This window comes from Acidovorax sp. Leaf73 (assembly GCF_916855635.1).
In the GTDB taxonomy this organism is placed as follows: Bacteria; Pseudomonadota; Gammaproteobacteria; order Burkholderiales; family Burkholderiaceae_C; genus Acidovorax; species Acidovorax facilis.
In genome coordinates this window covers 541,583-567,609 of record NZ_CAKASI010000001.1, presented here as the reverse complement: position 1 = coordinate 567,609, position 26,027 = coordinate 541,583, and the positions used below count along the sequence as shown (strand labels likewise).

At 65.9% G+C, this 26,027-nt stretch carries 25 protein-coding genes and 1 riboswitch; of the genes, 20 read left to right on the top strand and 5 right to left on the bottom strand.

All coding sequences use genetic code 11. From position 1 onward, the window contains the following. Positions 1 to 21: 21 nt before the first annotated feature. The 10 genes from LPA35_RS26060 to LPA35_RS02695 all read left to right on the top strand — a co-directional run bounded on the left by LPA35_RS26060 (position 22) and on the right by LPA35_RS02695 (position 8,082). The gene (locus LPA35_RS26060; protein WP_255669566.1) at positions 22 to 153 is read left to right on the top strand and encodes a hypothetical protein; all 132 of its coding nucleotides are present in this window, start codon (positions 22 to 24) and stop codon (positions 151 to 153) included. Between the two features lie 30 nt (positions 154 to 183). After that, positions 184 to 579: a DUF934 domain-containing protein gene (locus LPA35_RS02735; RefSeq protein WP_370460173.1), complete on the top strand. Its 396-nt coding sequence runs from the start codon at positions 184 to 186 to the stop codon at positions 577 to 579. A gap of 25 nt (positions 580 to 604) precedes the next feature. Further along, positions 605 to 1,228 (top strand): phosphoadenosine phosphosulfate reductase family protein, encoded by a 624-nt coding sequence (locus LPA35_RS02730; RefSeq protein WP_228894897.1) that lies wholly within the window; start codon positions 605 to 607, stop codon positions 1,226 to 1,228. Positions 1,229 to 1,247: 19 nt separating this feature from the next. Further along, positions 1,248 to 2,216 carry a sulfate adenylyltransferase subunit CysD gene (cysD, locus tag LPA35_RS02725; RefSeq protein ID WP_228894896.1) on the top strand — a complete coding sequence of 323 codons (969 nt, stop codon included), beginning with the start codon at positions 1,248 to 1,250 and terminating at the stop codon, positions 2,214 to 2,216. Next, positions 2,216 to 3,580, top strand: coding sequence for a sulfate adenylyltransferase subunit 1 (locus tag LPA35_RS02720; protein ID WP_228894895.1), 1,365 nt, complete (start codon positions 2,216 to 2,218; stop codon positions 3,578 to 3,580). Before cysD ends, LPA35_RS02720 begins: the two co-directional genes overlap by 1 nt. A 114-nt stretch (positions 3,581 to 3,694) precedes the next feature. Then, positions 3,695 to 4,024: a ferredoxin FdxA gene (gene fdxA, locus LPA35_RS02715; RefSeq protein ID WP_055393870.1), complete on the top strand. Its 330-nt coding sequence runs from the start codon at positions 3,695 to 3,697 to the stop codon at positions 4,022 to 4,024. Between the two features lie 124 nt (positions 4,025 to 4,148). Beyond that, positions 4,149 to 5,204, top strand: coding sequence for an NAD(P)/FAD-dependent oxidoreductase (locus LPA35_RS02710; protein WP_228894894.1), 1,056 nt, complete (start codon positions 4,149 to 4,151; stop codon positions 5,202 to 5,204). A gap of 129 nt (positions 5,205 to 5,333) precedes the next feature. Beyond that, positions 5,334 to 5,693 (top strand): nuclear transport factor 2 family protein, encoded by a 360-nt coding sequence (locus LPA35_RS02705; RefSeq protein ID WP_228894893.1) that lies wholly within the window; start codon positions 5,334 to 5,336, stop codon positions 5,691 to 5,693. Positions 5,694 to 5,705: 12 nt separating this feature from the next. Then, positions 5,706 to 6,587 carry a helix-turn-helix domain-containing protein gene (locus LPA35_RS02700; protein WP_228894892.1) on the top strand — a complete coding sequence of 294 codons (882 nt, stop codon included), beginning with the start codon at positions 5,706 to 5,708 and terminating at the stop codon, positions 6,585 to 6,587. A 37-nt stretch (positions 6,588 to 6,624) separates the two neighbouring features. Next, positions 6,625 to 6,729: riboswitch (TPP riboswitch) on the top strand. 72 nt (positions 6,730 to 6,801) lie between these two features. Next, positions 6,802 to 8,082, top strand: a complete 1,281-nt coding sequence (locus LPA35_RS02695; protein WP_228894891.1) for a cytosine permease — start codon at positions 6,802 to 6,804, stop codon at positions 8,080 to 8,082. A 69-nt stretch (positions 8,083 to 8,151) separates the two neighbouring features. On the opposite strand, the gene thiD is transcribed toward LPA35_RS02695, so the two are convergent. Beyond that, positions 8,152 to 9,000: a bifunctional hydroxymethylpyrimidine kinase/phosphomethylpyrimidine kinase gene (thiD, locus tag LPA35_RS02690; RefSeq protein ID WP_228894889.1), complete on the bottom strand. Its 849-nt coding sequence runs from the start codon at positions 8,998 to 9,000 to the stop codon at positions 8,152 to 8,154. A gap of 287 nt (positions 9,001 to 9,287) precedes the next feature. On the opposite strand from thiD, the gene thiO reads away from it, so the two are divergent. The 4 genes from thiO (at position 9,288) to LPA35_RS02670 (ending at position 12,425) form a co-directional block, all read left to right on the top strand. Then, positions 9,288 to 10,418: a glycine oxidase ThiO gene (gene thiO / locus LPA35_RS02685; RefSeq protein WP_228894888.1), complete on the top strand. Its 1,131-nt coding sequence runs from the start codon at positions 9,288 to 9,290 to the stop codon at positions 10,416 to 10,418. Then, entirely contained in the window at positions 10,415 to 10,612 is a 198-nt protein-coding gene (thiS, locus tag LPA35_RS02680; RefSeq protein ID WP_055393858.1) for a sulfur carrier protein ThiS, read from the top strand. The genes thiO and thiS overlap by 4 nt, the downstream gene beginning before the upstream one ends. Before the next feature lie 84 nt (positions 10,613 to 10,696). Then, positions 10,697 to 11,509, top strand: a complete 813-nt coding sequence (locus tag LPA35_RS02675) for a thiazole synthase (RefSeq protein WP_228894887.1) — start codon at positions 10,697 to 10,699, stop codon at positions 11,507 to 11,509. After that, complete coding sequence (locus LPA35_RS02670) at positions 11,502 to 12,425, top strand: thiamine phosphate synthase (protein WP_228895936.1); 924 nt, start codon at positions 11,502 to 11,504, stop codon at positions 12,423 to 12,425. The genes LPA35_RS02675 and LPA35_RS02670 overlap by 8 nt, the downstream gene beginning before the upstream one ends. A 25-nt stretch (positions 12,426 to 12,450) precedes the next feature. On the opposite strand, the gene LPA35_RS02665 is transcribed toward LPA35_RS02670, so the two are convergent. Next, entirely contained in the window at positions 12,451 to 14,679 is a 2,229-nt protein-coding gene (locus LPA35_RS02665) for a hypothetical protein (protein ID WP_228894886.1), read from the bottom strand. Positions 14,680 to 14,751: 72 nt separating this feature from the next. Between LPA35_RS02665 and LPA35_RS02660 the strand changes: the two genes are divergently transcribed. From LPA35_RS02660 to LPA35_RS02640, 5 genes are all read left to right on the top strand, one after another. Beyond that, entirely contained in the window at positions 14,752 to 16,275 is a 1,524-nt protein-coding gene (locus LPA35_RS02660) for a 3-hydroxyacyl-CoA dehydrogenase (RefSeq protein ID WP_228894885.1), read from the top strand. A gap of 42 nt (positions 16,276 to 16,317) precedes the next feature. Then, positions 16,318 to 17,097 carry an oxepin-CoA hydrolase, alternative type gene (locus LPA35_RS02655; RefSeq protein WP_055393851.1) on the top strand — a complete coding sequence of 260 codons (780 nt, stop codon included), beginning with the start codon at positions 16,318 to 16,320 and terminating at the stop codon, positions 17,095 to 17,097. 189 nt (positions 17,098 to 17,286) lie between these two features. Beyond that, on the top strand, positions 17,287 to 18,006 hold the full coding sequence (locus LPA35_RS02650) for a Crp/Fnr family transcriptional regulator (RefSeq protein WP_055393849.1): 720 nt from the start codon (positions 17,287 to 17,289) through the stop codon (positions 18,004 to 18,006). Positions 18,007 to 18,041: 35 nt separating this feature from the next. Continuing rightward, positions 18,042 to 19,127 (top strand): phosphotransferase, encoded by a 1,086-nt coding sequence (locus LPA35_RS02645; RefSeq protein ID WP_121506693.1) that lies wholly within the window; start codon positions 18,042 to 18,044, stop codon positions 19,125 to 19,127. A 54-nt stretch (positions 19,128 to 19,181) separates the two neighbouring features. Further along, positions 19,182 to 20,456, top strand: coding sequence for an acyl-CoA dehydrogenase family protein (locus LPA35_RS02640; RefSeq protein WP_228894884.1), 1,275 nt, complete (start codon positions 19,182 to 19,184; stop codon positions 20,454 to 20,456). Positions 20,457 to 20,671: 215 nt separating this feature from the next. Here the strand turns inward: LPA35_RS02640 and LPA35_RS02635 are convergent, their stop codons facing one another. Continuing rightward, entirely contained in the window at positions 20,672 to 21,403 is a 732-nt protein-coding gene (locus LPA35_RS02635) for a hypothetical protein (RefSeq protein WP_055393843.1), read from the bottom strand. A 220-nt stretch (positions 21,404 to 21,623) separates the two neighbouring features. On the opposite strand from LPA35_RS02635, the gene LPA35_RS02630 reads away from it, so the two are divergent. Continuing rightward, positions 21,624 to 22,250: a hypothetical protein gene (locus tag LPA35_RS02630; protein WP_370641363.1), complete on the top strand. Its 627-nt coding sequence runs from the start codon at positions 21,624 to 21,626 to the stop codon at positions 22,248 to 22,250. A 70-nt stretch (positions 22,251 to 22,320) separates the two neighbouring features. On the opposite strand, the gene LPA35_RS02625 is transcribed toward LPA35_RS02630, so the two are convergent. Both LPA35_RS02625 and LPA35_RS02620 read right to left on the bottom strand, forming a co-directional pair. Continuing rightward, a complete protein-coding gene (locus LPA35_RS02625; RefSeq protein WP_228894882.1) occupies positions 22,321 to 23,328 on the bottom strand; it encodes an asparaginase in 1,008 nt (335 codons plus the stop codon). 23 nt (positions 23,329 to 23,351) lie between these two features. Continuing rightward, positions 23,352 to 25,916, bottom strand: coding sequence for a penicillin acylase family protein (locus LPA35_RS02620; protein ID WP_228894881.1), 2,565 nt, complete (start codon positions 25,914 to 25,916; stop codon positions 23,352 to 23,354). Between the last annotated feature and the right edge of the window lie 111 nt (positions 25,917 to 26,027).

The following is a 26,027-nucleotide window of genomic DNA, read 5'->3' as shown; positions in this document are numbered from 1 at the left end:
AGTCTTTTTCCTATGCCCGCCATGCACGCCAAAACACCGCTGCTCATCGTTGCAAATGCGCGCCATAGCCCGAGCTATGGCTGTGCTTTGCGCCTCGATCAGCAGCGTTTTGACACACCTTTCGGGCACTGGCAAAAAACTCCCAGCCTCTGAAGCCGCCCTGCCACCGAAATCCGAACGATGATGAACCTGACACTTCTTGCATCCCACGAACACCAGCCCCCGGCGGAAGGCGACGCCCGCGTGGTGGCGTTGGCCAACGATGCCGACGCCACAGCCCTGCCGCTGGAAGGCGTGGAACGCGTGGACCTGCACTTCCCCAACTTCACCGATGGCCGTGCGTTCAGCCAGGCCTTTTTGCTGCGCCGCCGCCGTGGCTTTGCTGGCGAAATCCGCGCCACGGGTGATGTGCTGATCGACCAACTCGTGCAAATGCAGCGCACGGGCTTTAGCAGCGCGGTGCTGGCCGAGGGGGTGGATGCCGCCGATGCCCAGCGCCAGTTTGAACTGTTCCCAGGCTTCTACCAGGGCGACGCCGTCAATCCCCAGCCGCTGTTTGCCCACCGCGCCGCCGCCTGAGAACCCAACCCACAAGCCCTGCACCATGAGCCAAATCGATCTCGCACGCATCAACGCCGACCTCGGCCGCAACGCACCAGACCTGGTGGCCTGGGCGCTGGGGCTGGGCCAGCCCGCCATCGTCACCACCAACTTCCGCCCCTTCGAGGCAGTGATCCTGCACATGGTCACGCAGGTCAACCCTGATGTGCCGGTGGTGTGGATGGACAACGGCTACAACACCGAAGCCACCTACCGCTTTGCCGACGAGGTGACCAAGCAGCTGGGCCTGAATCTCAAGATCTACCTGCCCCGGCGCTCTCGCGCGCACCGTGAAGCCGTGGAAGGCGCCACCCCCGCGCTGGATGACCCACGCCACGCAGCCTTTACCGAAGAAGTGAAGCTGGAGCCCTTTGCCCGCGCCCTGCGCGAAACGGCCCCCAAGGTGTGGTTTACCGCACTGCGCGCCACCGACACCGCTGTGCGCGCACAGATGGACCCGGTGAGCATCAACCCTGACGGCCTGATCAAGGTGGCGCCGCTGCTGCACTGGTCGTCCAAGGATCTGCACGAATACTGCGTCAAGCACGGCCTGCCCAACAACTTTGACTACGTGGACCCCACCAAGGGCGAAGACAACCGCGAGTGCGGTTTGCATCTGGCCCACTGACTCCACTGCAGCACCGACCATGAACACCCGGACCGATACCGCGCTGCTTGAGAAGAAAACCAACGATATGAGCCACCACCTCAACAATTCGCACCTCGACGCCCTGGAAGAAGAAACCATCTTCATCCTGCGCGAAGTGGCTGCCGCCTTTGAACGCCCTGCCTTGCTGTTTTCGGGCGGCAAGGATTCGCTGGTCATGCTCAAGTGCGCCGAAAAGGCCTTTGGCACCAAGGCCAGCGGCGGCGGCATTCCCTACCCGCTGCTCATGATCGACACAGGCCACAACTTCACCGAAGTGACAGATTTTCGCGACTTCCGCGCCAAGGAACTCGGTGCTGAACTCATCGTGCGCAATGTCGAAGACTCCATGGCACGCGGCACCGTGCGACTGGCCCACCCCGGCGAATCGCGCAACGTGCACCAGTCCGTCACGCTGCTCGAAGCGATCGAGGAATTCCGCTTTGACGCCCTGATCGGTGGCGCCCGCCGCGATGAAGAAAAGGCACGCGCCAAAGAGCGCATCTTCAGCCACCGCGACAGTTTTGGTCAATGGCAGCCCAAGGCCCAGCGGCCTGAGCTGTGGACCCTGTTCAACACCCGCCTGCAGCCCGGCGAACACTTCCGCGTGTTCCCCATCAGCAACTGGACCGAGCTGGACGTGTGGCAGTACATCGACCGCGAACAGATCGGCCTGCCCAGCATCTACTACACGCACAAGCGCCAGGTGGTGGACCGCAAGGGCCTGCTGATGCCGGTGACCGAGCTGACACCGCCGCGTGAAGGCGACGTGGTCGAGACACGCGACGTGCGCTTTCGCACCGTGGGCGACATCACCTGCACCGCACCGGTGGAGAGCACCGCCGCCACCCCGGCCGAGATCGTCATCGAGACCCTGGCCGCCGACGTGAGCGAGCGCGGCGCCACCCGCATGGACGACAAGACCAGCGATGCCTCGATGGAAAAGCGCAAGAAAGACGGGTACTTCTGATGACCACTATGAATTCGATAGCTTCCAGCGCAATCCCTACAAGCGCTACAGGCAAAAATGACCATATTTCCGCCCTCAAGTTCATCACTTGCGGCTCCGTCGATGACGGCAAGAGCACGCTGATCGGCCGCCTGCTGGTGGACAGCAAGGCTGTGCTGCAGGACCACCTGGCCGGGGTGCAGCGCCAGGGTGAGACCGACCTGGCCCTGCTGACCGACGGCCTCTCCGCCGAGCGCGAGCAAGGCATCACCATCGACGTCGCCTACCGCTACTTCGCCACGGAAGAGCGTAAGTTCATCATTGGCGACGCGCCCGGCCATGAGCAGTACACCCGCAACATGGTCACGGCCGCCAGCAGCGCCGACGCCGCCGTGGTGCTGGTCGATGCCACCAAGCTCGACTGGAAGAACCCCGGCCTGGCCCTGCTGCCCCAAACCCGCCGCCACAGCCTGCTGGCCCACCTGCTGCGCGTGCACTCGCTGGTGTTTGCCGTGAACAAGCTCGACGCGGTGGAAGACCCCGCTCTGGCGTGGCAGCACATCCAGGGTGCGTTGCAGTCCTTTGCCCAGGCGGCAGGCATCACCGTGCGCGCCATGGTGCCGGTGTCGGCCCTCAAGGGCTGGAACGTGGTGGACGCCCATGCGGGCTGGTGCGGCTATGACGGCCCCACGCTGCTGCAGGTGCTGGAAGCACTGCCCAACACCCCCGCAGACACAGCGCTGGCACCGGCCTTCCCGGTGCAGTGGGTCGAGAAGTTCTCGTCGTCCTCCGACACCTCGCAAGGCCGCCGTGTGTTCTGGGGCCGCGTGGCTGCGGGCAGTTTTGCGCCCGGCACCGCTGTACAGATCTTCCCCAGCGGCCAGCTGGCCACCGTGGCGCAAGTGCTGGACCATGCGCGTCGCCCCAAGGACGTGCCCGCAGGTACCAGCGCCGGCATCATCCTGGACCGCGAGGTGGATGTCTCGCGGGGCGACTGGATTCTGGCGGCGCCTGCCGTCGCCACCCCCGCCGAAGACGACTTCGACACGCCCGCCAGCGTGCCTGCATGGCCCGCCAGCCGCGAGCTGCGCACCACGGTGGCCTGGATGGACGACGAGCCCCTGGTCGCAGGCCGCGTGTACTGGGCGCTGCACGGCCACCGCTGGGTCAAGGCCAAGGTCAAGGCCGTGGTGCACAAGCTCAACATCCACACGCTGGCCGAAGAGGCCGCCACCCAGCTCGACCCCAATGCCATCGGCCATGTCGACCTGCTGCTGCAAGAGGCGATTCCGGCCGCCCCCTTTGGCAAAGCCCGGGTGCTCGGATCGCTGATCCTGGTGGACACCGCGAGCCACAAAACGGCCGGTGCCGTGCTGGTGAACTGATCTAGATCAGCGCCCGTAACCCCAGTCACCCCATCGGGGTGAGGGACCCTGTAACCAACGGTCGGTGAAAGCTTCTAAAATTGAGGGTTTTCACCGACCCACACAACTCCTGTCATGACCCACGTCGTCTCCGAAAACTGCATCAAGTGCAAGTACACCGATTGTGTGGACGTGTGCCCCGTGGACTGCTTCCGCGAAGGCCCGAACATGCTCGTCATCGATCCCGATGAGTGCATCGATTGCGCCGTCTGCATCCCCGAGTGCCCGGCCAACGCCATCTTTGCCGAAGAAGACCTGCCGGCCGACCAGATCGCTTTCATCAAGCTCAACGCCGACCTGGCCTTTGCCGACGGCTGGAAGAGCATCACCAAGCGCAAGCCCGCGCTGCCAGACGCCGACGAGTGGAATGGCAAACCGGGCAAGGTCAACGAACTAGTCAAGTGACCCCCCTGAGTCGCTTCGCGCCATCCCCCAAGGGGGACGCCACCAGTGGCCTGGCAAAGCCAGTTCCACGGTGGCACAGGTCTTTGGCAGCGCCAGTTTCGGGCGCTGTGCGCGTGGCTTGAGCATGATTCAAGAAACCGACGCTGTCGTCATCGGCGCGGGGCCCGTGGGCCTGTTCCAGGTCTTCCAGCTGGGCCTGCAAGGCATCACAGCCCACCTGATCGACGCCCTGCCCCATGCGGGCGGCCAGTGCGTCGAGCTGTACGGCGACAAACCCATCTACGACATCCCCGGCATCCCCGTGTGCACCGGGCGCGAGCTGGCTGACCTGCTGCTTGAGCAGATCGCGCCGTTCAAGACCCAGTGGCACCTGAACACGCTGGTGTCGGCGCTCACCGCGCAGGCCGATGGGCGCCTGCTGGTGCAAACCTCCCAGGGCGCACAACTGCTGGCCCGGACGGTGTTCATTGCTGCCGGTGTGGGCGCCTTTGTGCCACGCACGCTCAAGGTAGACGGCATCGAGCGCTTTGTGGGCACCCAGGTCCACTACCAGAACCTGCCCGCCAGCGTGGGTGTGGCTGGGCGCCATGTGGTCGTGCACGGCGGCGACGAGCCCGCCGTGGCCCGCGCCTTGGAACTGGCCGAGCAAGGCCAGGCCGCCCGCGTCAGCCTGCTGCACCGCCGCGACGTGTTCCAGGCGCCCGACGCCCTGCTGCAGCGTCTGCAGCAACTGCGCGACACAGGCCGCATCCATGTCGAGGCCGCGCAGATCACCGGCATCGACACCACAGGTGATCGGCTGACGGCCTTGCAGGTCGTGGACGCCGATGGCAGCACCCGCGCCCTGGCAATCGACCTGCTGGTGGCCGTGCTCGGCATCTCGCCCCGCCTCGGCCCCATCGCCGACTGGGGCCTAGCCATGGACCGCAAACAGCTGGTGGTGGACACCGAGGCCTTCCGCACCAGCGTGCCCGGCATCTACGCCGTGGGCGACATCAACACCTACCCCGGCAAACGCAAGCTCATTCTGTGCGGCTTCCACGAAGCCACGCTAGCCGCCTTTGGCGCCGCCGAGGCGCTCAAGGGCGACAAGGTGGCGCTGCAGTACACCACCACGAGCCCAAGGCTGCACCAGCTGCTGGGTGTGGCTCCGGCGTCTGTGCCTTCCGCCAGCACGTAGTCCAGGCGAGTCGGGGCACCGTCGTTTCGTACCCAAACGACGCGCCCACAAATAAGCACAAAATGTCAAAAAGGCGCACAAGCGCCCGGCACGATGGCGTCTCCATTCACCGCCCATCAGGAGCACACCATGAGCCAACAACCCCTTCAATCCATCTGGGACACCTACACCGCGTCGTGGAAAACCGACTCGGGTGCTGACAGGGAGGCCCTGTTTTCCCAGTCCCTCGACCCCGCCTGCACCTACAACGACCCGCTGGCCACCGCCCAGGGCTGGACCCAGCTCACCGCCTACATGGACGACTTCCATCGCCAGGTGCCCGGCGGCCATTTTGTAACCCACTACTTCGCCAGCCACAACCAGCAGAGCATCGCCAAATGGAACATGGTGGATGGCAGCGGGCAAGTGATCGGGGAAGGCGTGAGCTACGGCCGGTACAACGACCAGAATCGCCTGGTGGCCATGACCGGTTTCTTTGAAACCCCTTGAACGGACGCCACCGTGCTTTATCTCCGGCAAATCCAGGAGGGCATCGATTTCATCGAGGCCCATCTCGAATCCGATATCCAGCTTTCCGAGGTGGCGCGGGCTGCCGGGATGAGCCAGTGGCACTTCCAGCGGATGTTCAAGGCGCTGACCAACGAAACCCTCAAGACCTACATCCGCTCGCGCCGGTTCTCGCGGGCGCTGGAGCAGTTGACCAACACGCGGCTGAGCGTGCTCGACATTGCGCTGGCATCGGGGTACGAGACGCAGGAGAGTTTCACGCGAGCGTTCCGTGATTGCTTTCGGCTCACACCGTCGCAGTACCGCAAGATGGGCAACCGCTCGCTGTTCGTGCGCAAGATCCGGTTTGACCAAAGCTACCTCGCGCACATTCACCAGAACATCTCGCTGGAACCCGAAATCCAGCAGCAGCCTGCCATGCAGTTGGTCGGGCTGCCTACGGACTACTACGGCATCGACTCCGAAAAGAACAACCTGGGCCAGAAGCTGCCGCCCCTGTGGGCGAAGTTTCTGCCCCGGCTGGGCGAGATTGCGAACACCGTGCCCGGAGTCTGCTACGGCGTCGTGGCACCGGCGGGGCCGCACACGGAAGAGCTGCGCTACCTGGCCTGCATCGAAGTGAGGGACCCCGGTGCGCTGCCACCGGGCATGGTGGCCATGGAAATCCCCGTGTCCACCTATGCGCGCTTCACCCACAGGGGTCCTGCCCAGAACGTCGATGCGACGGTGAACTACATCTACTCCAGCTGGCTGCTGTCGGCCAGCCAGTCGCACAGCCTGGGACCGGATCTGGAAATCTACGGCTCGCAATACCACCCGACGTCCGCTGACTCCGTGATGCACTACGCCATCCCCATCATCCACGCCGGGCGCTGACCCACCCTCTACAATGGCAACCGCGCTCCTTCGGGGGCGCCATCGCTAGGGGTGTCGAGACCGGCCTGCCGGAACCGACTGAGAGAGTCCCTTTGAACCTGATTGAGATCATCCTCGCGCAGGGAAGCACGTCCGCTTTGGCCCAGCCCTGAATGAAATGACTTTGGGGCGCGCTGGCGGGCCGCCCCTGCTCTGTACTGCCACGGAGCCATCCATGTCCTCATCGCCCGCCGCGCCCTCCCACAACGAAGCGCTGGCCCCCGTCTCCCCCGACCGCCGCGTCTTCCAGTGGCATGACCACGCCTCGCTCTGGTTCAGCCTGGGCGTGGGCCTGCTGGTCATGCAGGTGGGGGCGTACCTGATGCCCGCGCTGGGCACCAAGGAGGCACTGATTGCCATCGTCGCCGGTTCCATCGTGGGCGCGGGCCTGCTGGGCTGGGTGGCCAAGCTGGGCTGCGACAGCGGCCTGGCCAGCGCCGGGCTGATGCACGCCGTGTATGGCCGCACCTTTGCCAGCCTGCCCATCATCCTGAACATCGTGCAGCTGGTGGGCTGGGGCACGTTCGAGCTGGTGGTGATGCGCGATGCCACCGTGGCCATCGGTCAGCAGTCGGGCAGCATGGCCGGTGCGCACTGGCCGGTGCTGGCCACGCTGCTGTGGGGCGGCGTGGTGATGCTGCTCATCAGCGGATCGATGGTGCAGCTGGTGCGCAAGGTGATTGCGCGCGTGGCGCTGCCGCTCGTGGTGTTGTCGCTGCTATGGCTGTCGTGGCAGTTTTTGTCGCTGGCGCAGGCCCAGGGGTTTGATGCGCTGTGGAACCGCCAGGGCGCGGGCGGCATGGGCGTGTTCCCTGCGCTGGATCTGGTGATCGCCATGCCCATTTCGTGGCTGCCACTGGTGGCCGACTATGCGCGCCACGGCAAGAGCGGTGGCTCGGCATTGCGTGGCACCTGGCTGGGTTACGCGCTGGCCAACATGTGGTGCTACTCGCTGGGTGTGCTGGTGGCGCTGACCTTGCCCAGCAAGGATCTGGTGCAGGCGCTGCTGCTGGCCCAGGGCGGGCTGATTGCGCTGTCACTGATCCTGATTGACGAGGTGGACAACGCCTATGGCGACACCTATTCGGGTGCGGTGTCGGCCCACAGCCTGCTGCCGCGCTGGGGCGTGCGCAAGTGGGGCCTCGCCATGGCTGCGGTATGCACTGGCCTTGCGCTGGTCTTGCCCATGCACAGCCTGGAGCCCTTCCTGCTGCTGCTCAGCTCCGTATTTGTGCCGCTGTTTGGGGTGATCCTGGGGCGGCTGGCGTTTGGCACCGATGCACCTGCATTGCTGGCAGCGGCGCGCAAGGTGAATGCGGTGCCCGTGGCGATCTGGCTGGTGGGGATTGCCGTCTACCACCTGGCTCCCAAGGTGCTGCCGGGTGCGGGCTCGGCGCTGCCGGCATTGGCGTTCAGCTTTTTGCTGGCCTGGGCCACACGGCCACGGGGCCGTTGAATAGCTATCGAATTGTGAGCTGCTAGCGCTTACCAGATAAGCGCTAGCGGCCAAAAAACTCTTAAATTTCTACAGCACCAACTGCGCCACAGGCGCATAGCCGTGGTTGAGCGGGCCGTGGCCGCGGCCGGTGGTCACATCAGCCCCTGCGGCGATGGCGCCCAGAATGTAGGCACGCGCGCGCTCCACCGCCTGCTGCAAGGGCAGGCCCTGCGCCAGGTGTGCCGCAATGGCCGACGACAGGGTGCAGCCGGTGCCGTGCCCGTTGGGCGTGGCAATGCGTGCAGACTCCAGCCGCTGCCGCACACCGCTGCGGGTGGCCAGAACGTCCACCACCCAGTCTCCAGGCAGGTGGCCGCCCTTGAGCAGTGCCGCACGTGCACCCAGAGCGCACAGTGCCTGCGCGGCTTCGTCCAGCGTTTCCACGCCCTTGATGCTGCGCCCCAGCAGCCAGCCGGCCTCGTCCAGGTTGGGGGTGATCACCTCGGCCAGCGGAAACAGCTCCTGCACCAGCACGCTCACGGTTTCTGAAGCGATGAGCCGGTCGCCACTGGTGGCCACCATCACGGGGTCGAGCACCACGTGCGGCAGCTGGTAGGTGCGGATGGCATCGGCCACCACACGCACCACCTCGGGCGAATGCAGCATGCCGATCTTGACCGCATCCACGCCAATGTCCTGCACCACGGCGTCGATCTGGGCCTTGAGCATCTCGGGCGGAATGCCGTGGATGCCCGTCACGCCGCAGGTGTTCTGCGCCGTGATGGCCGTGATGGCCGTCATACCGTAGCAGCCCAGGGCGCTGAGGGTCTTGAGGTCGGCCTGGATGCCCGCCCCGCCGCCGCTGTCAGAACCGGCAATGGAAAGCACGCGCACATAGCGGCGCGCTGCGGAGGTCGGTGGGGTCAATGAAGTCATGGCAAAAATTATGGCCTATGCGTTAGCGCAAAAAGAGCGGCCAAGGGTTGTGCTGTAATTGATTTTTTCCGGACGAAACAGGGGTGTCCCTCCGTTCAGAACCTGAACAGGTTCTTCGGTGTGCGACTGAGAAATACCCTGGGGCTCGCACGCAGCGCTGCATGGCACTGCCTGCAACGTGGCCCCGCTACCCGATCCAGGTCATGCTGGCGTGGGGAGTTTCCAAGAGCGGCGCTGCCCCCGTTTTGTCCATGGTTGCCAGCCAACACGGACACACCGACGGACCTATGCCACTTCAACCCTCTTCTTTTGCGATTCTGGGCGCGGGCCTCATGGGCCGCCTGCTTGCGGTGGAGCTGGCCCGCCAGGGTCACCGTGTGGACATCTACGACGCGGGCAGCCCGGCCGCCGAACATTCGGCCGCGACCGTGGCCGCGGCCATGCTGGCGCCGCTGGCCGAATCGGCCATCACCGAGCCCGGCGTGGTGCGCATGGGCCACCACGCCCTCACCCGCTGGCCGCAGCTGCTGGCGGCGCTGGCCGAGCCCGTGTTCTTCCAGCAGGCCGGCACGCTCATCGTGTGGCACCGGCAGGACGCGGCCGAAGCCCAGCGGCTCACGCGCCAGCTGGAGGCCAACCAGCACCAGGTGCCAGAGCTGCCCGCCCTGCAAAAGCTGGACGGCGCCGCGCTGGCCCAGGCGGAACCCACCCTCGCGCAGCGTTTTGCGCAGGGCCTGTACCTGCCCGGCGAAGGCCAGCTCGACAACCGGCAGCTGCTGGCCGCCCTGGTGGTGGAAATGCAGCGGCTGTCGGTGCGCACGCACTGGCACAGCCCCCAGTCGCCCGAGGCCTTCACCCCCGGCGCCCCTGGCCAACCCGACTGGGTGCTGGACTGCCGTGGCCTGGGCGCCAAGGGCCAGTGGAGTGCACTGCGCGGCGTGCGCGGCGAGGTGGTTCGCATCCACGCGCCGGATGTCACGCTGCAGCGCCCAACACGGCTGGTGCACCCGCGCTACCCCATCTACATTGCGCCCAAAGAAGACCATCTGTTCGTCATCGGCGCCACCGAAATCGAATCGGACGACCTCTCGCCCGCCAGTGTGCGCTCCACACTGGAGCTGCTCTCCGCCGCCTACGCCGTGCACCCCGGCTTTGCAGAGGGCCGCATCCTGGAATTGGCCACGCAGTGCCGCCCCACGCTGCCCGACAACCTGCCCGCCATCCGCCAGCCGCGCAAGGGCGTGCTGGAAATCAACGGCCTGTACCGCCACGGCTTCATGATCGCACCCGCGATGCTGGATGTGACGCTGGAAGTGCTGAACGCAGGACAATCGCAGCTTTCGCAACGATTTGACCTCGCGCTGGACCTGGAGCCCGCCCCCCTGCCCCCACCCAGCGCGGCCGCCGCTTTCGCATGAACATTTCCATCAACCAGATCCCGCACGAACTGCCCGAGGGCGCCACCGTGGCCGACGCCGTGGCCGCCATCGCGGCCCGCCCGCCTTTTGCCGTGGCCGTGAACACCACCTTTGTGCCCAACACCCGCTACGCCGCGCAGGCCCTGCAGCCCGGCGACCGTGTGGAAATCATCTCGCCCGTGACGGGGGGCTGATCCGCCGCCTGATACTTGAAGCCAAATTGGCACCTAGCGCCTGATGGACAAGCGCTAGCAGCTATCAAAAGCATAGTAAACACCATGACTATTTCAACGCCCCAAGACCCCCTGGTGCTCTACGGCCAGCAGTTCGCCAGCCGCCTGCTGCTGGGCACCTCGCGCTACCCATCCCCCGCAGTGCTCGAAGCCGCCGTATTGCGCGCCAAGCCTGCCATGGTCACCGCCTCGCTGCGCCGCCAGGGCAGCAACCCGGCCGAAAGCGGCAGCAGCTTCTGGGAGCTGCTGCGCAAGCTCAACGTGCCTGTGCTGCCCAACACGGCAGGCTGCCACAGTGCGCAAGAGGCCATCACCACGGCACAGATGGCGCGCGAGGTGTTCAACACCCCCTGGATCAAACTGGAGCTGATTGGCGACGACTACACGCTGCAGCCCGACACCCTGAACCTGGTGGGCGTGGCCGAACACCTCATCAAGGAAGGCTTTCAGGTGCTGCCCTACTGCACGGAAGACCTGGTGCTGTGCCAGCGCCTCGTGGATGTAGGCTGTCAGGCTGTGATGCCCTGGGCGGCACCCATCGGCACCGGGCGCGGCCCCGTCAACCCCTATGCCTTGCAAACGCTGCGTGAACGGCTGAACGTGCCGATGCTGGTGGATGCCGGGCTGGGCCTGCCATCCCACGCCTGCCAGGTGATGGAATGGGGCTTTGACGGCGTGCTGCTCAATACAGCGGTCGCACTGGCGCAAGACCCTGTGGCCATGGCCGGCGCCTTCGCCGACGCAGTGAATGCCGGGCGCGCCGCGCGCCAGGCAGGTGCCATGGCAGCGCAGGATGCGGCCCAGCCCAGTACGCCCGTGCTCGGCACCCCCTTCTGGCACCATGAACAACATGCGTGACGACACCAGCGCCATGGTGCAGGCCATTCTTGCGCACCACGCCGCCACCTTCGCGGGCTTTGGCGCCGAGCCCGCCCCGGAACCCACGCGGCAGGAAGCCGCCTACCTGGCAGCCCTGCAGGCCTGCAGCACGCTGGGCTTTATTGCCCACGACGCGGAGTGCCTGGCCCAGGCCTGGCTGGCACAGAGTCTGCGCACCGGCACCTTCCAGCCTGAGCAATGGCCCGACGCGCCAGAGGATTTTGGCCTGCAACCCGTGCCACATGCCCAAGCGTTCGCCCCATGCCCTGAGCACCTGGGCCTGTACGCCGTGTTGCCCGACGCCGACTGGGTAGGCCGCATGGCGCGTGCGGGCGTGCCCACCGTGCAGCTTCGCTTCAAGTCGGACAACGCTGCCGCCATTGAACGGGAAGTGCACGCCGCCGTACGGGCCGTGCAGGGCACGGGTGCGCTGCTGTTCATCAACGACCATTGGCGCACGGCCATCCAGGCGGGTGCCTATGGCATTCACCTGGGCCAGGAAGATCTGGATGCCCTGGCCCCCGACGAACTCCAAGCACTGCGCGCTTCGGGCCTGCGCCTGGGTGTCAGCACCCATGGCTACGCAGAAATGGTGCGTGCAGATGCAGTAGGCCCCAGCTACATCGCCATGGGCGCCGTATTCCCGACCACCCTCAAGAAGATGGCCACGGCCCCGCAGGGTGTGGGCCGGTTGGGTGTGTATGCGCGCCTGCTGCGCCACTACCCCCAGGTGGCCATTGGCGGCATCGGCGCCGAGCAGTTTGCGCCGGTGCAGGCCACAGGCGTGGGGTCGATTGCGGTGGTGCGGGCCCTTGTCAATGCCCCAGACCCTGAAGCCACCGCCACGCACTTGATGCGCCTGATGGAACAAAACAGCCAGCGTGCGAGCCGCTGAAGGGACGATCCATTGGCCTATCGGCCTATTTGCGGTCGCCTTTCTTCTGCTCCAGTTCCAGCCGCAGTTCGACCAGGTCGTTGTCCATGCCAAAACCGACGGCCTGACCCGCGGCCGGGGGCGCGGTCACCGGCACGGCCGGCAGATCGCTCAGGGTGAGATGGGGCGGCTCTGACAGATCAAGGTCGAGGTCGAGGTCGAGATCCAGCGGCGTACCGCGCGTGTCGCCATCCAGTGCGGAGGGCGCTGCAACACCCGATGCCTGAGCTGGCCGCCCTGTAGCGGGAGGCATCCCGTCAAAGTCGAACTCCAGGCTCGCCGCGCGCGAGTCCTGCGGTAATGCCGCCGTTGTCGCAGGCACCTTCGGGGCTGGCGCTTGCTGCACCTGGGTTTCGTCCCGAGGTGCGGCGAGCGGTGTGGTGCGCTTGCGGGGCGCAGGCTCCCCTCGGGCACTTGCGGGCGTGGTCTGCGCAATGGAGAGCAACAGCAGCAGGTCGTCGTAAGCCGCAAGGTCAAAGGGCTCGACCGAACCGACACCGTTCTGCCGGAACAGCAGCTTTTCGAGCAGCTGCAGCACGGACGGAGACGTCCATTCAGCCTCGATGTCAGCGAGCGCATCGGTGTAGTGATACAGCATGCGGCCCGTGCGGTGGAAGCTGGCAAATTCCGGCACCTGCGCGTTGAACGATTGCATGAACTGCGTACGCAGTTGCGTGAACTCCTCCACCCGGCTCAGCGTGTGGTACAGCCGCAAAAGCTCCAGATACGCCAGCGGCGAAGTGGCACCGCGCTCAGCGATGTGCGTTTTCAGCACTTCGATGGCCTGCTGGTGTTCCCCCACCGAGATAAAAAACTCGGCCTGTTGCTGGATGTCGAAAAGCTCTTCCGGGCTGACGATGTGCAGCGCGGGTTGCTGCGTGACTACAGCGGCAGGTGCTGGCGGGGGAACGGTCGCCTTCAGGGGGACCGGGGCACTGGGCAAAGGGGCCGTGGCCACAAAAGGAGGTACCAGCGGGGCAGCAGCTGAGCCCGGGGAAGGTTCCCGGGCTTCGGCGGACTCGTCGGACGGCAGCCAGTGGTCGCTGGGGTCGGGGGGCAGGCCCAGCGCAGCCCCATGCTCGACCACGGCATCTCGGCCACCCAGCGCAGCCACCGAATCGCGCCATGCGCGCACCGCCTTTTCGGAGGCGCTGCGCATCCGCCCCCAGGCCCACACAGCGAGCAACAGTGCTAGCAGCAGCAACCCGCCCAGCGCGTAGACCACCGTGGCAGGAAATCTCTCGCTCTCTGCCTGCTCCAGCTGTTGCTGCAATTGCGCTGCGCTGGCCCGGTCGCGGGCGGCCTGCGCCCGCAGGGCAGCAACGTCGGATTCCAGGGCCTTGAGCCGGTCAGCCTCCTGGTTGACATCCTCGGGCTGGGCATTCATCGCTTTCCAGAGCGCTGCCGCCTGGGCACGCTGGGCCGAGGGCTGGTCTGATGGCATCACCAACAGTTCAGGCGAGGTGCGCAGTGCCAGCGGACGGTCTACCCAGAGATCGAGTGGCTCGACGACCAAGCGAGCCCGGTCAGCAGGCTTGGGGGCTGTAGGCAGCTTGTTTTTTTCAGCGCTGGCCTGGGGGCGCGCCACCGGGCGCTCTGGGGGCCGTACCGGTGCCGTCCGCGCAGCGGGCTTGGCCACCGACGGGGTGCTGGGTACGGGCTCGGGCCGATTTTCGGAAGACAAGGGCACGGATGCCAACGGAGAAGGCGCCACAGGCGCAGTGGCAGCCCCTGCAGCGCGCTGCCCTGCTGCACCCTGGGCCGGACGGGGTGCTTCGACCCCACCGGCCGCAAGGGAAGGTAGCCGCGAGACGTCGACCGGCGATGCGGACCGTGCCACCGTGGATGGAAGCTCGGCAAAAAATGTGTAGGTGCGCGTGACCTTGCCTGTGCACCCTGCCGACAAGGTGACCATCAATACCGGTTCGTCCACCGCGATGGCGGCCTGCACCCGCACCGCCGGAGACCGCCCCCGCATGTCGGGCAAAGGCACTACCCGCACCTTGGCATCGCCAATCACCGTATCGCCGGCCACCAGCTTGGCCGTCACGCAGGAAGAGGCCAGATCGGTGCCTGGGTCGGGCTGGATATCGAAGGAAAGATCTACCGGGGCACCCAACACCACCACGCCCCTGCTGCCGCCCAAGGACAGTGCCGAGGCGCCTGCAGCGACCGCCCACAGACTGGTCCCCAAAATGGCGTTACGGATTTTCACAATATGTTCTGTTTTTGGTGCAACCCATTCTTGCACATAAGTCCCGCGCAACGCCAGAGCCATAATGGCGCTATGAAAATTCAGTTTCCCAACATCGCTATCGTGGGCACCGGCGCCATGGGTCGGGGCATTGCACAAATCGCCGCACAGGCTGGCAGCCAGGTTTTTCTGCTTGATGCCAACCCCGGCGCCGCCGATGCGGCCAAGGCGGCGCTCCAGGAGCAATGGAACAAACTGGTGGCCAAAGGCCGCATCGATGCCGCGCAGGCCGGTGACCTGACCGCGCGGCTGCACCCCGTCAAGGTCGTAGCCGACCTGGCAGGCTGCGACCTCGTGGTAGAAGCCATCGTGGAGCGGCTGGATGTGAAGAAGACGCTGTTCGCCGAACTGGAAGCTGTGGTGCGCCCGGATGCGGTGCTGGCCACCAATACCTCATCCCTCTCGGTCACCGCCATCGGCGCGGGCCTGCAGCGGCCCGAGCGCCTGGCAGGTTTCCACTTCTTCAACCCCGTGCCGCTCATGAAGGTGGTGGAAGTGATTGCCGGGCTAAAGACGGATGCAGCCGTGTGCAACGCCCTGGCCACGTATGCGAGGGAAATGGGACACACCCCCGTTCAGGCACAAGACACCCCCGGCTTCATCGTGAACCACGCCGGGCGCGGCTTTGGCACAGAGGCCCTGCGCATCGTGGGCGAAGGCGTGGCCGACTTCTCCACCATCGACCGCATCCTGCGCGACCAGGTCGGCTTCAAGCTCGGACCATTTGAATTGATGGACCTGACGGCGCTGGACGTCTCCCACCCGGTGATGGAATCCATCTACCGCCAGTACTACGACGAGCCGCGCTTTCGCCCCAGTGTGATCACCGCGCAGCGCCTGGCAGGCGGCGTGGTGGGCAAGAAGGTGGGCGAAGGCTTTTACCGCTACGTGGACGGCGTGGCGCAGATACCGGCAGAGGCGCCGCCGCCCGTGGTGGCAGAGATTCCCCCCGTGTGGGTCTCGCCCCGTGCCGCGCGGCGCGCGGAGCTGTACCAGCTGCTCAAGGACCTGGGCGCCACCATCGAAACCGGCCAGTCGCCCTCGCCCCAGGCCATCACGCTGGTCGCGCCGCTGGGGTTTGACATCACCACCGTGGCGGTCGTGGAGCGCCTGGACCCGGCGCGCACCATCGGCATCGACATGCTGATCGACGACGCCGCTACCAAGCGCCGCGTGTTGGCCACCAACCCCGCCACCCGCGTGGACATCCGCAACGCAGCGCATGCGCTGTTTGCCCGCGACGGCAAGGCCGTGAGCGTGATCCGCGACAGCGGCGGCTTTGTCACGCAGCGTGTGGTGGCCACCATCGTCAACATCGCCAGCGACATCTGCCAGCAAGGCATCTGCTCCCCCAAGGATCTGGAAACCGCTGTGACACTGGGCCTGGGTTACCCCCTGGGCCCCCTGGCCATGGGCGACCGCTGGGGGCCGACCAACATCCTCGAAGTGTTGTTCAACATGCAGACCGTGTACGGCGACACACGCTACCGCCCGAGCCCCTGGCTGCGCAGGCGCGGCGCCATCGGCCTGAGCCTGACCCACGTCGAAGAAGCCTGATCGCGCGAACAGAGCAAGAGCCGCTCCCCAACCAAGGCCACCATGCCCGCAGAACTCCAGAGCACCAGCCAGGGCCAGACCCTGATCCTGACCCTTCGCAACCCTGAGCGGCGCAACGCCATCGACCCGGTGATGTACGCAGCGGGCGTGGAGGCGCTGGGTGTGGCCGAAAGCAGCCCTGACATTCGCAGCGTGGTCATCACGGGGGCCGATGGCATGTTCTGCTCGGGCGGCAACCTGCAGCGCCTGCTGGCCAACCGCCAGGAAGCCCCCGAGGTACAGGCACAGAGCATTGAAGGCCTGCACAACTGGATCGAGACCATCCGCACCTACCCCAAGCCTGTGATTGCAGCCGTGGAAGGCGCAGCGGCCGGTGCGGGCTTTTCATTGGCATTGGCCTGCGACTTCATCGTGGCGGCCCGCAACGCGGTGTTTGTGATGGCCTACAGCAATGTGGCCCTGTCGCCCGATGGCGGCGCCAGCTGGAGCCTGTCGCACGCCCTGCCCCGCCAAGTGGCAACCGAGATCCTCATGTGTGGTGACCGCATCAGCGCAGAACGCCTGCACGCTCTCGGGGTGGTCAACCGCATTGCAGAAACCGGCAGCGCGCTGGAGACCGCCCTGGCACTGGCCGAGCAGCTCAACGCGCGTGCACCCAATGCCCTCGCGAGCATCAAGGAGCTGCTCAACGAAGCGCCCCATGCCCAGCTCACACACCACCTGGCCCATGAGCGCGACCATTTCGTGAAGAACCTGCACCATGCGAACGGCGGGGCCGGTATTTCTGCCTTCCTAGAGAAACGCGTGCCCCGCTACGAATAGCATTGGACCTGGGTGCCGTACCCACAGAGCACCCACCGCCACGCACCATCCCCCGGCCCGCTGCGCTGCAGCGTCCGGGGGTTTTCTTTTGGGCGCCCACAGCGCAGACACGCAGGTGACAACCCTGACGCAGCACGAAGGTCCCTGACGCGACAATGGGTCTGTTTCTAGTCACCCAAAAGACAGGCCATGGACGACCCGATTCTTACTATCGAAGAACGTGAAGCGATCAACTCAGGTCGCTGGTTTTCATCTCTCTCACCTTCTCTACGCCACGACATCCTCAGATGTGCATACGTCAAACGCTTCAAGGACGGCGGCCTCATTGCCGCACGCGGAGATCCGCCCGAGGAGTGGATTGCCTGCGCGCGCGGTGCGGTGCGGGTGAGCTCGACCTCCATCTCGGGCAAGCAGATCACGCTGACCTATGTGGAGCCGGGCATCTGGTTCGGCGACGTGGCGATCTTCGACGGGGACCGGCGCACACACGACGCCTACGCGCATGGCGACACCACGATCCTGTGTGTGGCCAAGGCCGATTTCCGCAAGATTCTGGCGGTGCACACCGAGCTGTACGAAGCCATGCTGCGACTGCATGCGCGGCGCATTCGCCAGCTGTTCGGGCTGGTGGAAGACCTCAACACCCTGCCCTTGCGCTCGCGCCTGGCCAAGCAGCTTGTGCACCTGGTGCGCAGCTACGGCGTGCCCAGCCTGTCGGACGGCAGCGAGATGCGCATCAGCCTGCAACTGGCGCAGGAAGAACTGGCGCAGCTCTTGGGCGCATCGCGCCAACGCGTGAACCAGGAACTCAAGGCCATGGAGCGCGAGGACGCCATTCGCATCGAGCCGGGCGGACTGGTGGTGCGTGACCGCGAAGCCCTGATGCGCATTGCTGAAACCGACAACTGACTCGTTGACTGACCGAACCTCTCCCCCATTCCTCCATGAGCAACTTTGACCATTTCGTCGGCACCCGTCCTGTTTCCGATCAGCACGCCTTTGATACCGAAGCGCTGACCGCGTGGCTTGCACGGAACATGGAAGGCTTCGTAGGCCCCCTGACCGTGGAAATGTTCAAAGGGGGGCAGTCCAACCCCACCTACAAGCTCATCACGCCCGGTGCCAGCTACGTGATGCGGGCCAAGCCTGGCCCCGTGGCCAAACTGCTGCCTTCTGCCCACGCCATCGAGCGAGAGTTTGCGGTGATGAGCGGCCTGTATGGCACCGACGTTCCCGTTCCCCGCATGTTTGTGCTGTGCGAGGACGAATCCGTCATCGGCCGCGCCTTCTACGTGATGGAGTGCATGCAGGGCCGCGTGCTGTGGGATCAATCTCTGCCCGACATGACGCCAGCCGAGCGCGGCGACATCTACAACGAGATGAACCGCGTGATTGCCGCACTGCACACGGTGAAATTTGCAGACCGGGGCCTGGCCAGCTATGGCAAGCCCGGCAACTACTTTGACCGCCAGATCGGCCGTTGGAGCAAGCAATACGTGGCGTCTATCACGCAGCCCATCGAAGAGATGGACCGCCTCATGGAGTGGTTGCCCGCCAACATGCCCGCCAGCGCGCGGGACGAGGGCCATGTGTCCATCGTGCACGGCGACTACCGCCTGGACAACCTGATGTTCCATCCCACCGAGCCGCGCGTGATTGCCGTGCTCGACTGGGAGTTGTCCACGCTGGGCCATCCGCTGGCGGACTTCAGCTACCACTGCATGAGCTGGCACATCCCCGCCTCGCTCGGGCGCGGCATCGCAGGGCTGGACCTGGCCGCGCTGGGCATCCCCGACGAAGACACCTATATCCGCCTGTACTGCGAGCGCACCGGCATCACAACGCCCGAGGCACTGCGTGCCGACTGGAACTTCTACCTCGCCTACAACATGTTCCGCATCGCGGCCATCCTGCAAGGCATTGCCAAGCGGGTGGAGGCCGGCACAGCCTCCAGCGCGCAGGCCAAGGCATCGGGCGACACCGCGCGGCCCATGGCACAACTGGCCTGGTCGTTTGCCCAGCGCGGCTAAACACACGACGCAAGTACAAGCGCCGCCCCTCGATTACCAACGGAGAAGAAACCCATGGACTTTGACTACTCGCCCAAAACCAAGGAACTGCAGGCCAAGCTGCTCCAGTTCATGGATGACTACATCTATCCGAACGAGTCTGCCTACAAAGACGAACTGGCCGCCAACACAGCCGCAGGCAAGCGCTGGAGCGCGCTGAACACCATCGAGAACCTCAAGCCCAAGGCGCAGGCTGCCGGGTTGTGGAACCTGTTTCTGCCGGTCGATAGCGCCGCCGCCTCGGGCTACGAAGGCGCGGGCCTGACCAACCAGGAATACGCACCGCTGGCCGAAATCATGGGCCGTGTGCCATGGGCCAGCGAGGTGTTCAACTGCTCGGCACCCGACACCGGCAATATGGAGACCATTGCCCGCTACGGCGACGAAGCCAACAAGGCCCGCTGGCTCAAGCCGCTGCTCGACGGCAAGATCCGCTCGGCCTTTGCGATGACCGAGCCCGACGTGGCATCGAGCGACGCCACCAACATCGAGACGCGCATCGAGCGCCAGGGCGACGAGTACGTGATCAATGGCCGCAAATGGTGGATCTCCGGCGCGGCCGACCCGCGCTGTGCAGTGTTCATCACCATGGGCAAGACAGACCCCGACGCACCCCGCCATTCGCAGCAGAGCATGGTGCTGGTACCCGCCGATGCCAAGGGCATCACCATCGTCCGCCCGCTGAACGTGCTGGGCTATGACGATGCGCCCCACGGCCACGTAGAGATGACGTTCGAGAACGTGCGCGTGCCCGTCTCCAACATCCTGCTGGGGGAAGGCCGTGGCTTCGAGATCGCTCAAGGCCGCCTCGGCCCCGGGCGTATCCACCACTGCATGCGCCTGATCGGCCTGGCCGAGCGCGCGCTGGAGCTGATGTGCAAGCGTGCTTCGTCGCGCGTGGCGTTTGGCAAAACCGTGGCCCAGCAGACCGTGACACAAGAGCGCATTGCCGAAGCCCGCTGCAAGATCGACATGGCGCGCCTGCTCACGCTCAAGGCCGCCTGGCTGATGGATGTGGCTGGTAACAAGGTCGCCAAGACCGAGATCGCCATGATCAAGGTCGTGGCACCCAGCATGGCCTGCCAGGTGATTGACTGGGCCATGCAGGTGCATGGCGGCGGCGGCATGTCTGACGACTTCCCGCTGGCCTATGCCTACGCCGGTGCACGCACGCTGCGCTTTGCAGACGGCCCGGACGAGGTGCATCGCAACGCCATTGCCAAGTGGGAGCTGGGCAAGTACGGTACCTACGGCCGTGATGCGGCCGTGCCCGTCACCCGGGGAAGCTGACTGGAAATCCCCCCAGAGGGCCCTTGGGCCTTTCCCCCTCCTCTCTCGCACTACGCGCGGGAGGGAACCGCACCCAACGCGGCTGGGCGACCCTTGCGCAGAGCATTGGCTTGCAGCGTGCCAGCGTCATAACCTGCGGGAACATATTGCAGAACACACAACGGGGCCACAGGCTCCGTTGTGCGTTTTCTTTGGCGCAGGCGCTGGCTGGAACGCTACCGGGTGATGTTCGGCACGTCGTCTGGCCCCGCCACCGACATGGGCGGCAGGTTCTGCAGGGCCGCCTGCCCGGCCACCAGCAGAAGTTGCTTGGCATGCGCGATCTCGGCGAGGCTGCGCTGCGTGTGCTCCATGCGCAGGTAGACCTTGCCACGCGCCAGCATCAGCACCATGGGCGATTTCGCCCGTTCAGAGCCCCCTTCCCCCTCCACGGCATTGAGCAGCTGCGAGACCACGGGCGCATGGATCCAGCGCTGGGCCAGCTCAATGCGCTCTGCCACCACCGCGAAGTGCTCGCGGAATGACACGGGCAGGCCGGGCCAGGCCATTTCCTCGTACATGGACAACCAGCGCATTTCTTCGGGCAGGCTGCTGCTCACCGCGGTCTGCAGCGTATCGGTGATGGCGGTGTAGGCCGTGCCTTCCAGAATTTCCTGCAAGGGACGGTTGATCACCATCACGGCGGCATCGGGGTCGGCGCCCACGTCGGCGCGCCCGCGCAGCTCCAGGCCCGTCACATAGTCGCGTGTGGGTGCGCCGCATTCCAGCCGCCACGGGTGGCCGTGGATGTCACCGCCCAGATCGAAATGCCCCTCGGTGGAATGTGCCACGATGGCCAGTTGCTGTTTCGCAGCCCAGCGGGCCACGTCCCGGTTGGTGGCAGGCCGGCCCAGGTCCGAACCCGGGGAGCCGGAAGTACCGAATGCTTTGCGGAGGCGGTCAAACATGAGAGGCCGAAGCGCAAGGCTTCGCAAGAGTCGCGGGTACAGGCATTATTGGGCGAAAATTGAAATTCCCCCTGAGTCGCCTGCGGCGCCTTCCCCTGAGGGGGACGCACCCGGTGGACTGGCAAAGCCAGATCCACGGGTGCACTGGCCTGGGGCGCGCCAGTTTCGGCAGGTGGGGGCCTGGTACGGCGCTTGGATGAACGACATGCCACTTTTGACTATGAACCGCCGTTTTGCCCTGACCGCCATGGCTGCTGCGGGTGTACTGGGGACCTTGCCTGCGGCCGCAGCGGAATTGCCCAGGGACACCTCGGCCACGGCCCGCCAGCTGGTGCGCTGGGCCACCGAAACCGGCGACCACCAGGGTCTGCCTTTTGCCGTGATCGACAAGCCCGCCGCCCGCATCCATGTGTTCTCGGCCCAGGGGCAGTGGCTGAGCAGTGCTCCGGTGCTGCTGGGCGCGGCGCTGGGCGACCGGTCTGCGCCGGACATTGGGCAGCGGCCACTGTCACAGATCCGCCCGGAGGAACGCACCACGCCCGCTGGCCGGTTCGTGACAGAACCCGGGCGAAACCTGCGCGGCGACGACATTGTGTGGATCGACTATGAATCCGCCGTCTCGCTGCACCGCGTGCGCAGCGTTCATGCCGCTGAGCGCCGCCAGCAACGCCTGGCAAGCCGGGGCGTGAGCGACAAGCGCATCAGCTACGGCTGCGTGAACGCACCCGAGGCGTTCTACAACCAGTTCATCGCGCCTGTGTTCGGCCAGGCACGCGGCGTGGTGTATGTGCTGCCGGACACAGAGCCATTTGCTACTTTTTTTATAGCTGCCAGCTCTTACCCATAAAGCGCTAGGGCCATTTTTTACTTGATTTTTCGAATCCGGCCTGCCGCCGCGCGGCGTCAGGCTTCCCGGTTCAGACAGGCCGTAGCTGGAACACGGCCCTGCGTCCGCCGACCTCCAGGCCCCGGGCATTGAGGATACGGCCCGACCGGCGCGGCGCCAGTGCCTCGCGCTGCCGGGCGTCGAGCCAGCCGAGCTGGTCCATGACCTCCACTGCGGCGGCCACCTGCGCCACCATGTTGCCGTCCATGACCTTGAGCGCGAAGGCCTCGCCCCGGCTACGGCTGCCCACCACCTGCACGCCGTCGGCGCCGGTCTTGGATACCCAGTCGCCCTCACCCACACGCATGAAGTCCAGGTCGTGCCGGCCGGTGCCCGAGCCCAGCTCGGGCCGGGCGACCATGGCATCGGCCAGTTCGGTAAGGCTCTGGTCCAGGTTCGTGTCCGGTGCGCCACCGGCCAGGCGAGCGTAGCCCCGGGCCAAGCTGGCCAGCGGCATGGCGTAGTTGGGCGCCGAGCAGCCGTCAATGCCCATGGCCAGCTGTTCTGGTGCCAGCCCCACCGCTTGCGCAACGTGGTCGCGAACGGCCACCTGCAGCGGATGCGCTGGGTCGAGGTGATCGTCCAGCGGCAAGCCTTGTTGCACGCAGTGCGCGACGAAGCCCGTGTGTTTGCCGCTGCAGTTGTTGTGGCGTTCGTCTGGCACAAAACCTTGTGGCAGCGAGGCGAGCCCCAGCTCGGCAAACAGCGGCCGGTGGCACCCGCAGCGCAGCGCGTGGTAGTCCTTGCCCACGCTGGCCAGCATACGCTCGGCCTGCGCCACATGCATGGGCTCGCCGTTGTGGCTGGCGCACAGCAGCGCCAGCTCGCCCTGCCCCCAGCCCAGTGCGCGGGCTCCGCCCGACTGCATGAAAGGCAGCGCCTGGAACGCCTTGATGGTGGAGCGGGTGAAAGTGACGGTGTACGGGTCACCCACCTGGGCGGATACCCTGCCGTCGCGGTCGGCCACGGCCACTGCGCCCCAGTGCTGGCATTCGACCAGTCCGCCGCGGTTGACTTCGATCAACGGTACAAAACCCATGGTGTGCTTTCTTGCAGCCTGCATCACTGCGCAGCAGCGGCCGTGCTGGCGGCAGTGGAAGGCGTGAGTGTGAGCTCGTGCATCCAGCGCGCGGGCTGTCGCTGCAGCGCGCGATAGCCGGTCTCGGCCCAGGTGGTGCTCATGTCGCGGTAGCGCGGCGAGAACACCAGCCCGCTCTGGCCGGTTTGGTAAATGAAGCGCGACTGTTCCAGATCGGCCAGGTCGTACACCGCGCGCAGCGAGGCGGCGTGGCGGTTCACGTACGGGCCAGAGGCTTCGCCCGCGTTGTACTGGCCCACGTTCACGGTGTACGAATCGCCGTGCGAGGGCACGCTCACATCGAAGAAACGCGCGAGTGCGGGCACGTTGCCGAAGGGCCGGTGCGCGCTGAGTGCCGGGTGCGCCGCGCCCCAGCGCCACTGGGCCGGGTCTGCGCCATACGCAGCCTGCAGGCGGTCGAGCGCGCGGCCGAGGGCAGCGGCAGATTGCTCGGCACACGATGCGGGCTGGCACCACCAGGTGTCATTGCGCTCCAGAATGCCTTCAATGGCCGCGCGGTAGTCGCGCTTGCCATACGTGGCGGTGAACCGGTCTTCGCCAATGCGCGGAATGATGAGGCCGCGTGCCAATTCGTCCGTCCAGGCCACAAAGATCAGCGGCGCGGCGCGGCTCGCGTCCATCACGCCGTCAAAGCCCTGCAGCTCTTTCTGCGCAGCGGCGGCCAGCGGGTGCGTGGACTGCGCCTGCTGCAGGTGCGGCAGCAGGCGCCGCGTGGCGAGCGAGGTCACGTCGCGGTGGATGGCCTGCATGCTGGCCGCGTCGTGCTTGGGCGTGGCCTCGATGAGCTGCGCAATGCGTTCGTAGCGGTAGGGCAAGGCCCAGTCCTGCGTCAGAAAGTGGGGGTAGCCTGGCGCCGTCACGCGCTGGTTGGCCGTGGCGATCCAGCCCCGGGCGCCCTGGACGCCCGCCCCTCCGCTGACACCGTCATCCTGCGGGGTTTGCTCATACGGCAGCCAGCCCTTCCAGTCGTAGCGCGCGTCCCAGCCCGGCGAAGGCGCCACGCCCCGAATGTCGTTGGCGGCATCGCGCAGCGGCACACGGCCTGCGGCCTTGAAACGGATGTTGCCCTGGTCGTCCGCAGCCACCACGCTTTGCATCGGCGAGTGGTAGTGCGCCAGCCCCGCAAAGAGCTCATCCACGCTCTTGGACTGGTTGGTCTTGAAGCCCGCCAGCACGGTCTGATTGTCATCGTCCAGCGCGCTCCAGCGCAGCGCGATCACATATTTGCCCAGGTCCAGCACCTCGGCGTGCGACTTCTGAACGTCGCTCAGCACGGGGCCGTGGCGCGTGCTGCGCAACTGCAGTTGCAGGTCGGCCTCGCCCTTGACGCGGATGGTTTCGTTGCGCACCGTGAACGGCGCCCAGCCGTCTGGGGTGCGGTACTGCGTGGCGTCCGCCGGGTTGATCTGCTCAAGATACAGGTCCTGCACATCGGGACCGGTGTTGGTAAAGCCCCAGGCCACTTTGTCGGTGCGGCCCAGCACCACGAAGGGCATGCCAGGCAAGGTGGCGCCTACGGCATCAATGGGGCCCAAGGGCGTACCGTCAGACGCCTTGCCCGCAGGGGCCTGCAGGCTAGCAAAGTACCAGATGGCGGGGGCCGACAGGCCCAGGTGCGGGTCGTTGGCCAGCAGCGGCTTGCCGCTCACGGTGCGGGTGCCCGCAATCACCCAGTTGTTGCTGCCCTTGCCCTCGTTGGTGCCTGCGTTGCGGGTCAGCTCGTCGGCCCAGGCCAGCATGCCGGCGCTGATCTGCCGGGACAACGGACCTTCGCCGTTGGCTGGCGCCACAGCAGCCGCTGCAGCACCGGCGGCAGGTGCACGATAAACCCCCAGCTGGCGATACAGCGCCGCCAGGTCTGCGGACGCAGCGGGCGGCTCCCCCGGATAGGGTGGTATCAGTTGCCACAGCCGGTCGGTGTCCAGCGTGCGCGCCACCGACAGGCGTGCGAACTCGGTGCCCCAATTGCCACCCAGGTCCAGCGCCATCATCAGCGCCCAGCCCACGCTGTCCTCGGGCTCCCACACCGCGCCTGCGGCGCCTCCGGGTTGCACGCCCAGCACCAGAAACTCCGGTGGCAAGGCCTGGGGACGTTTCTGGTGGAAGGCATGGATGCCCTTGCTGTAGGCCTGCAAGGCCTCCTGGGCATACAGCGGCAGCCCAGCGTACTGCCGCCGGGCCACACCCATGATGTCCAGGCTGCGCATGAGCTTGTCGGTCTCGACCGTGGCAGGGCCAAAAACCTCGGACAGCTGGCCGTGCATGACCCGGCGGTTGAATTCCAACTGCCAGGTGCGTTCCTGCGCATGTACATAGCCCATTGCAAACCAGGCATCCTGCGGGGTCTGAGCCTGGATGTGGGTGACATCGGCGCCATCGCGCCGCACCTGTACTGCTTCGCTGAGCCCCGCCACAGCCAGGGAACCATCGAGTTGTGCAAAGCTGCGCTGCACATACACCGCCGCGCCCGCGCCTGCCAGCAGCGCCACTGCCACCAGCCCGAGGGCTGTCCGCTTCATCCATGCCATGTTTCTTGTCTCCTGCCGTTGGTCTTGTTGTTGATGTTGTGCACGCAAAGCCATGGTGGCTCCGCGCCCGCGCTGCGGCCACACTGCAATGCAGAAGGAGCCGCCAGCTCT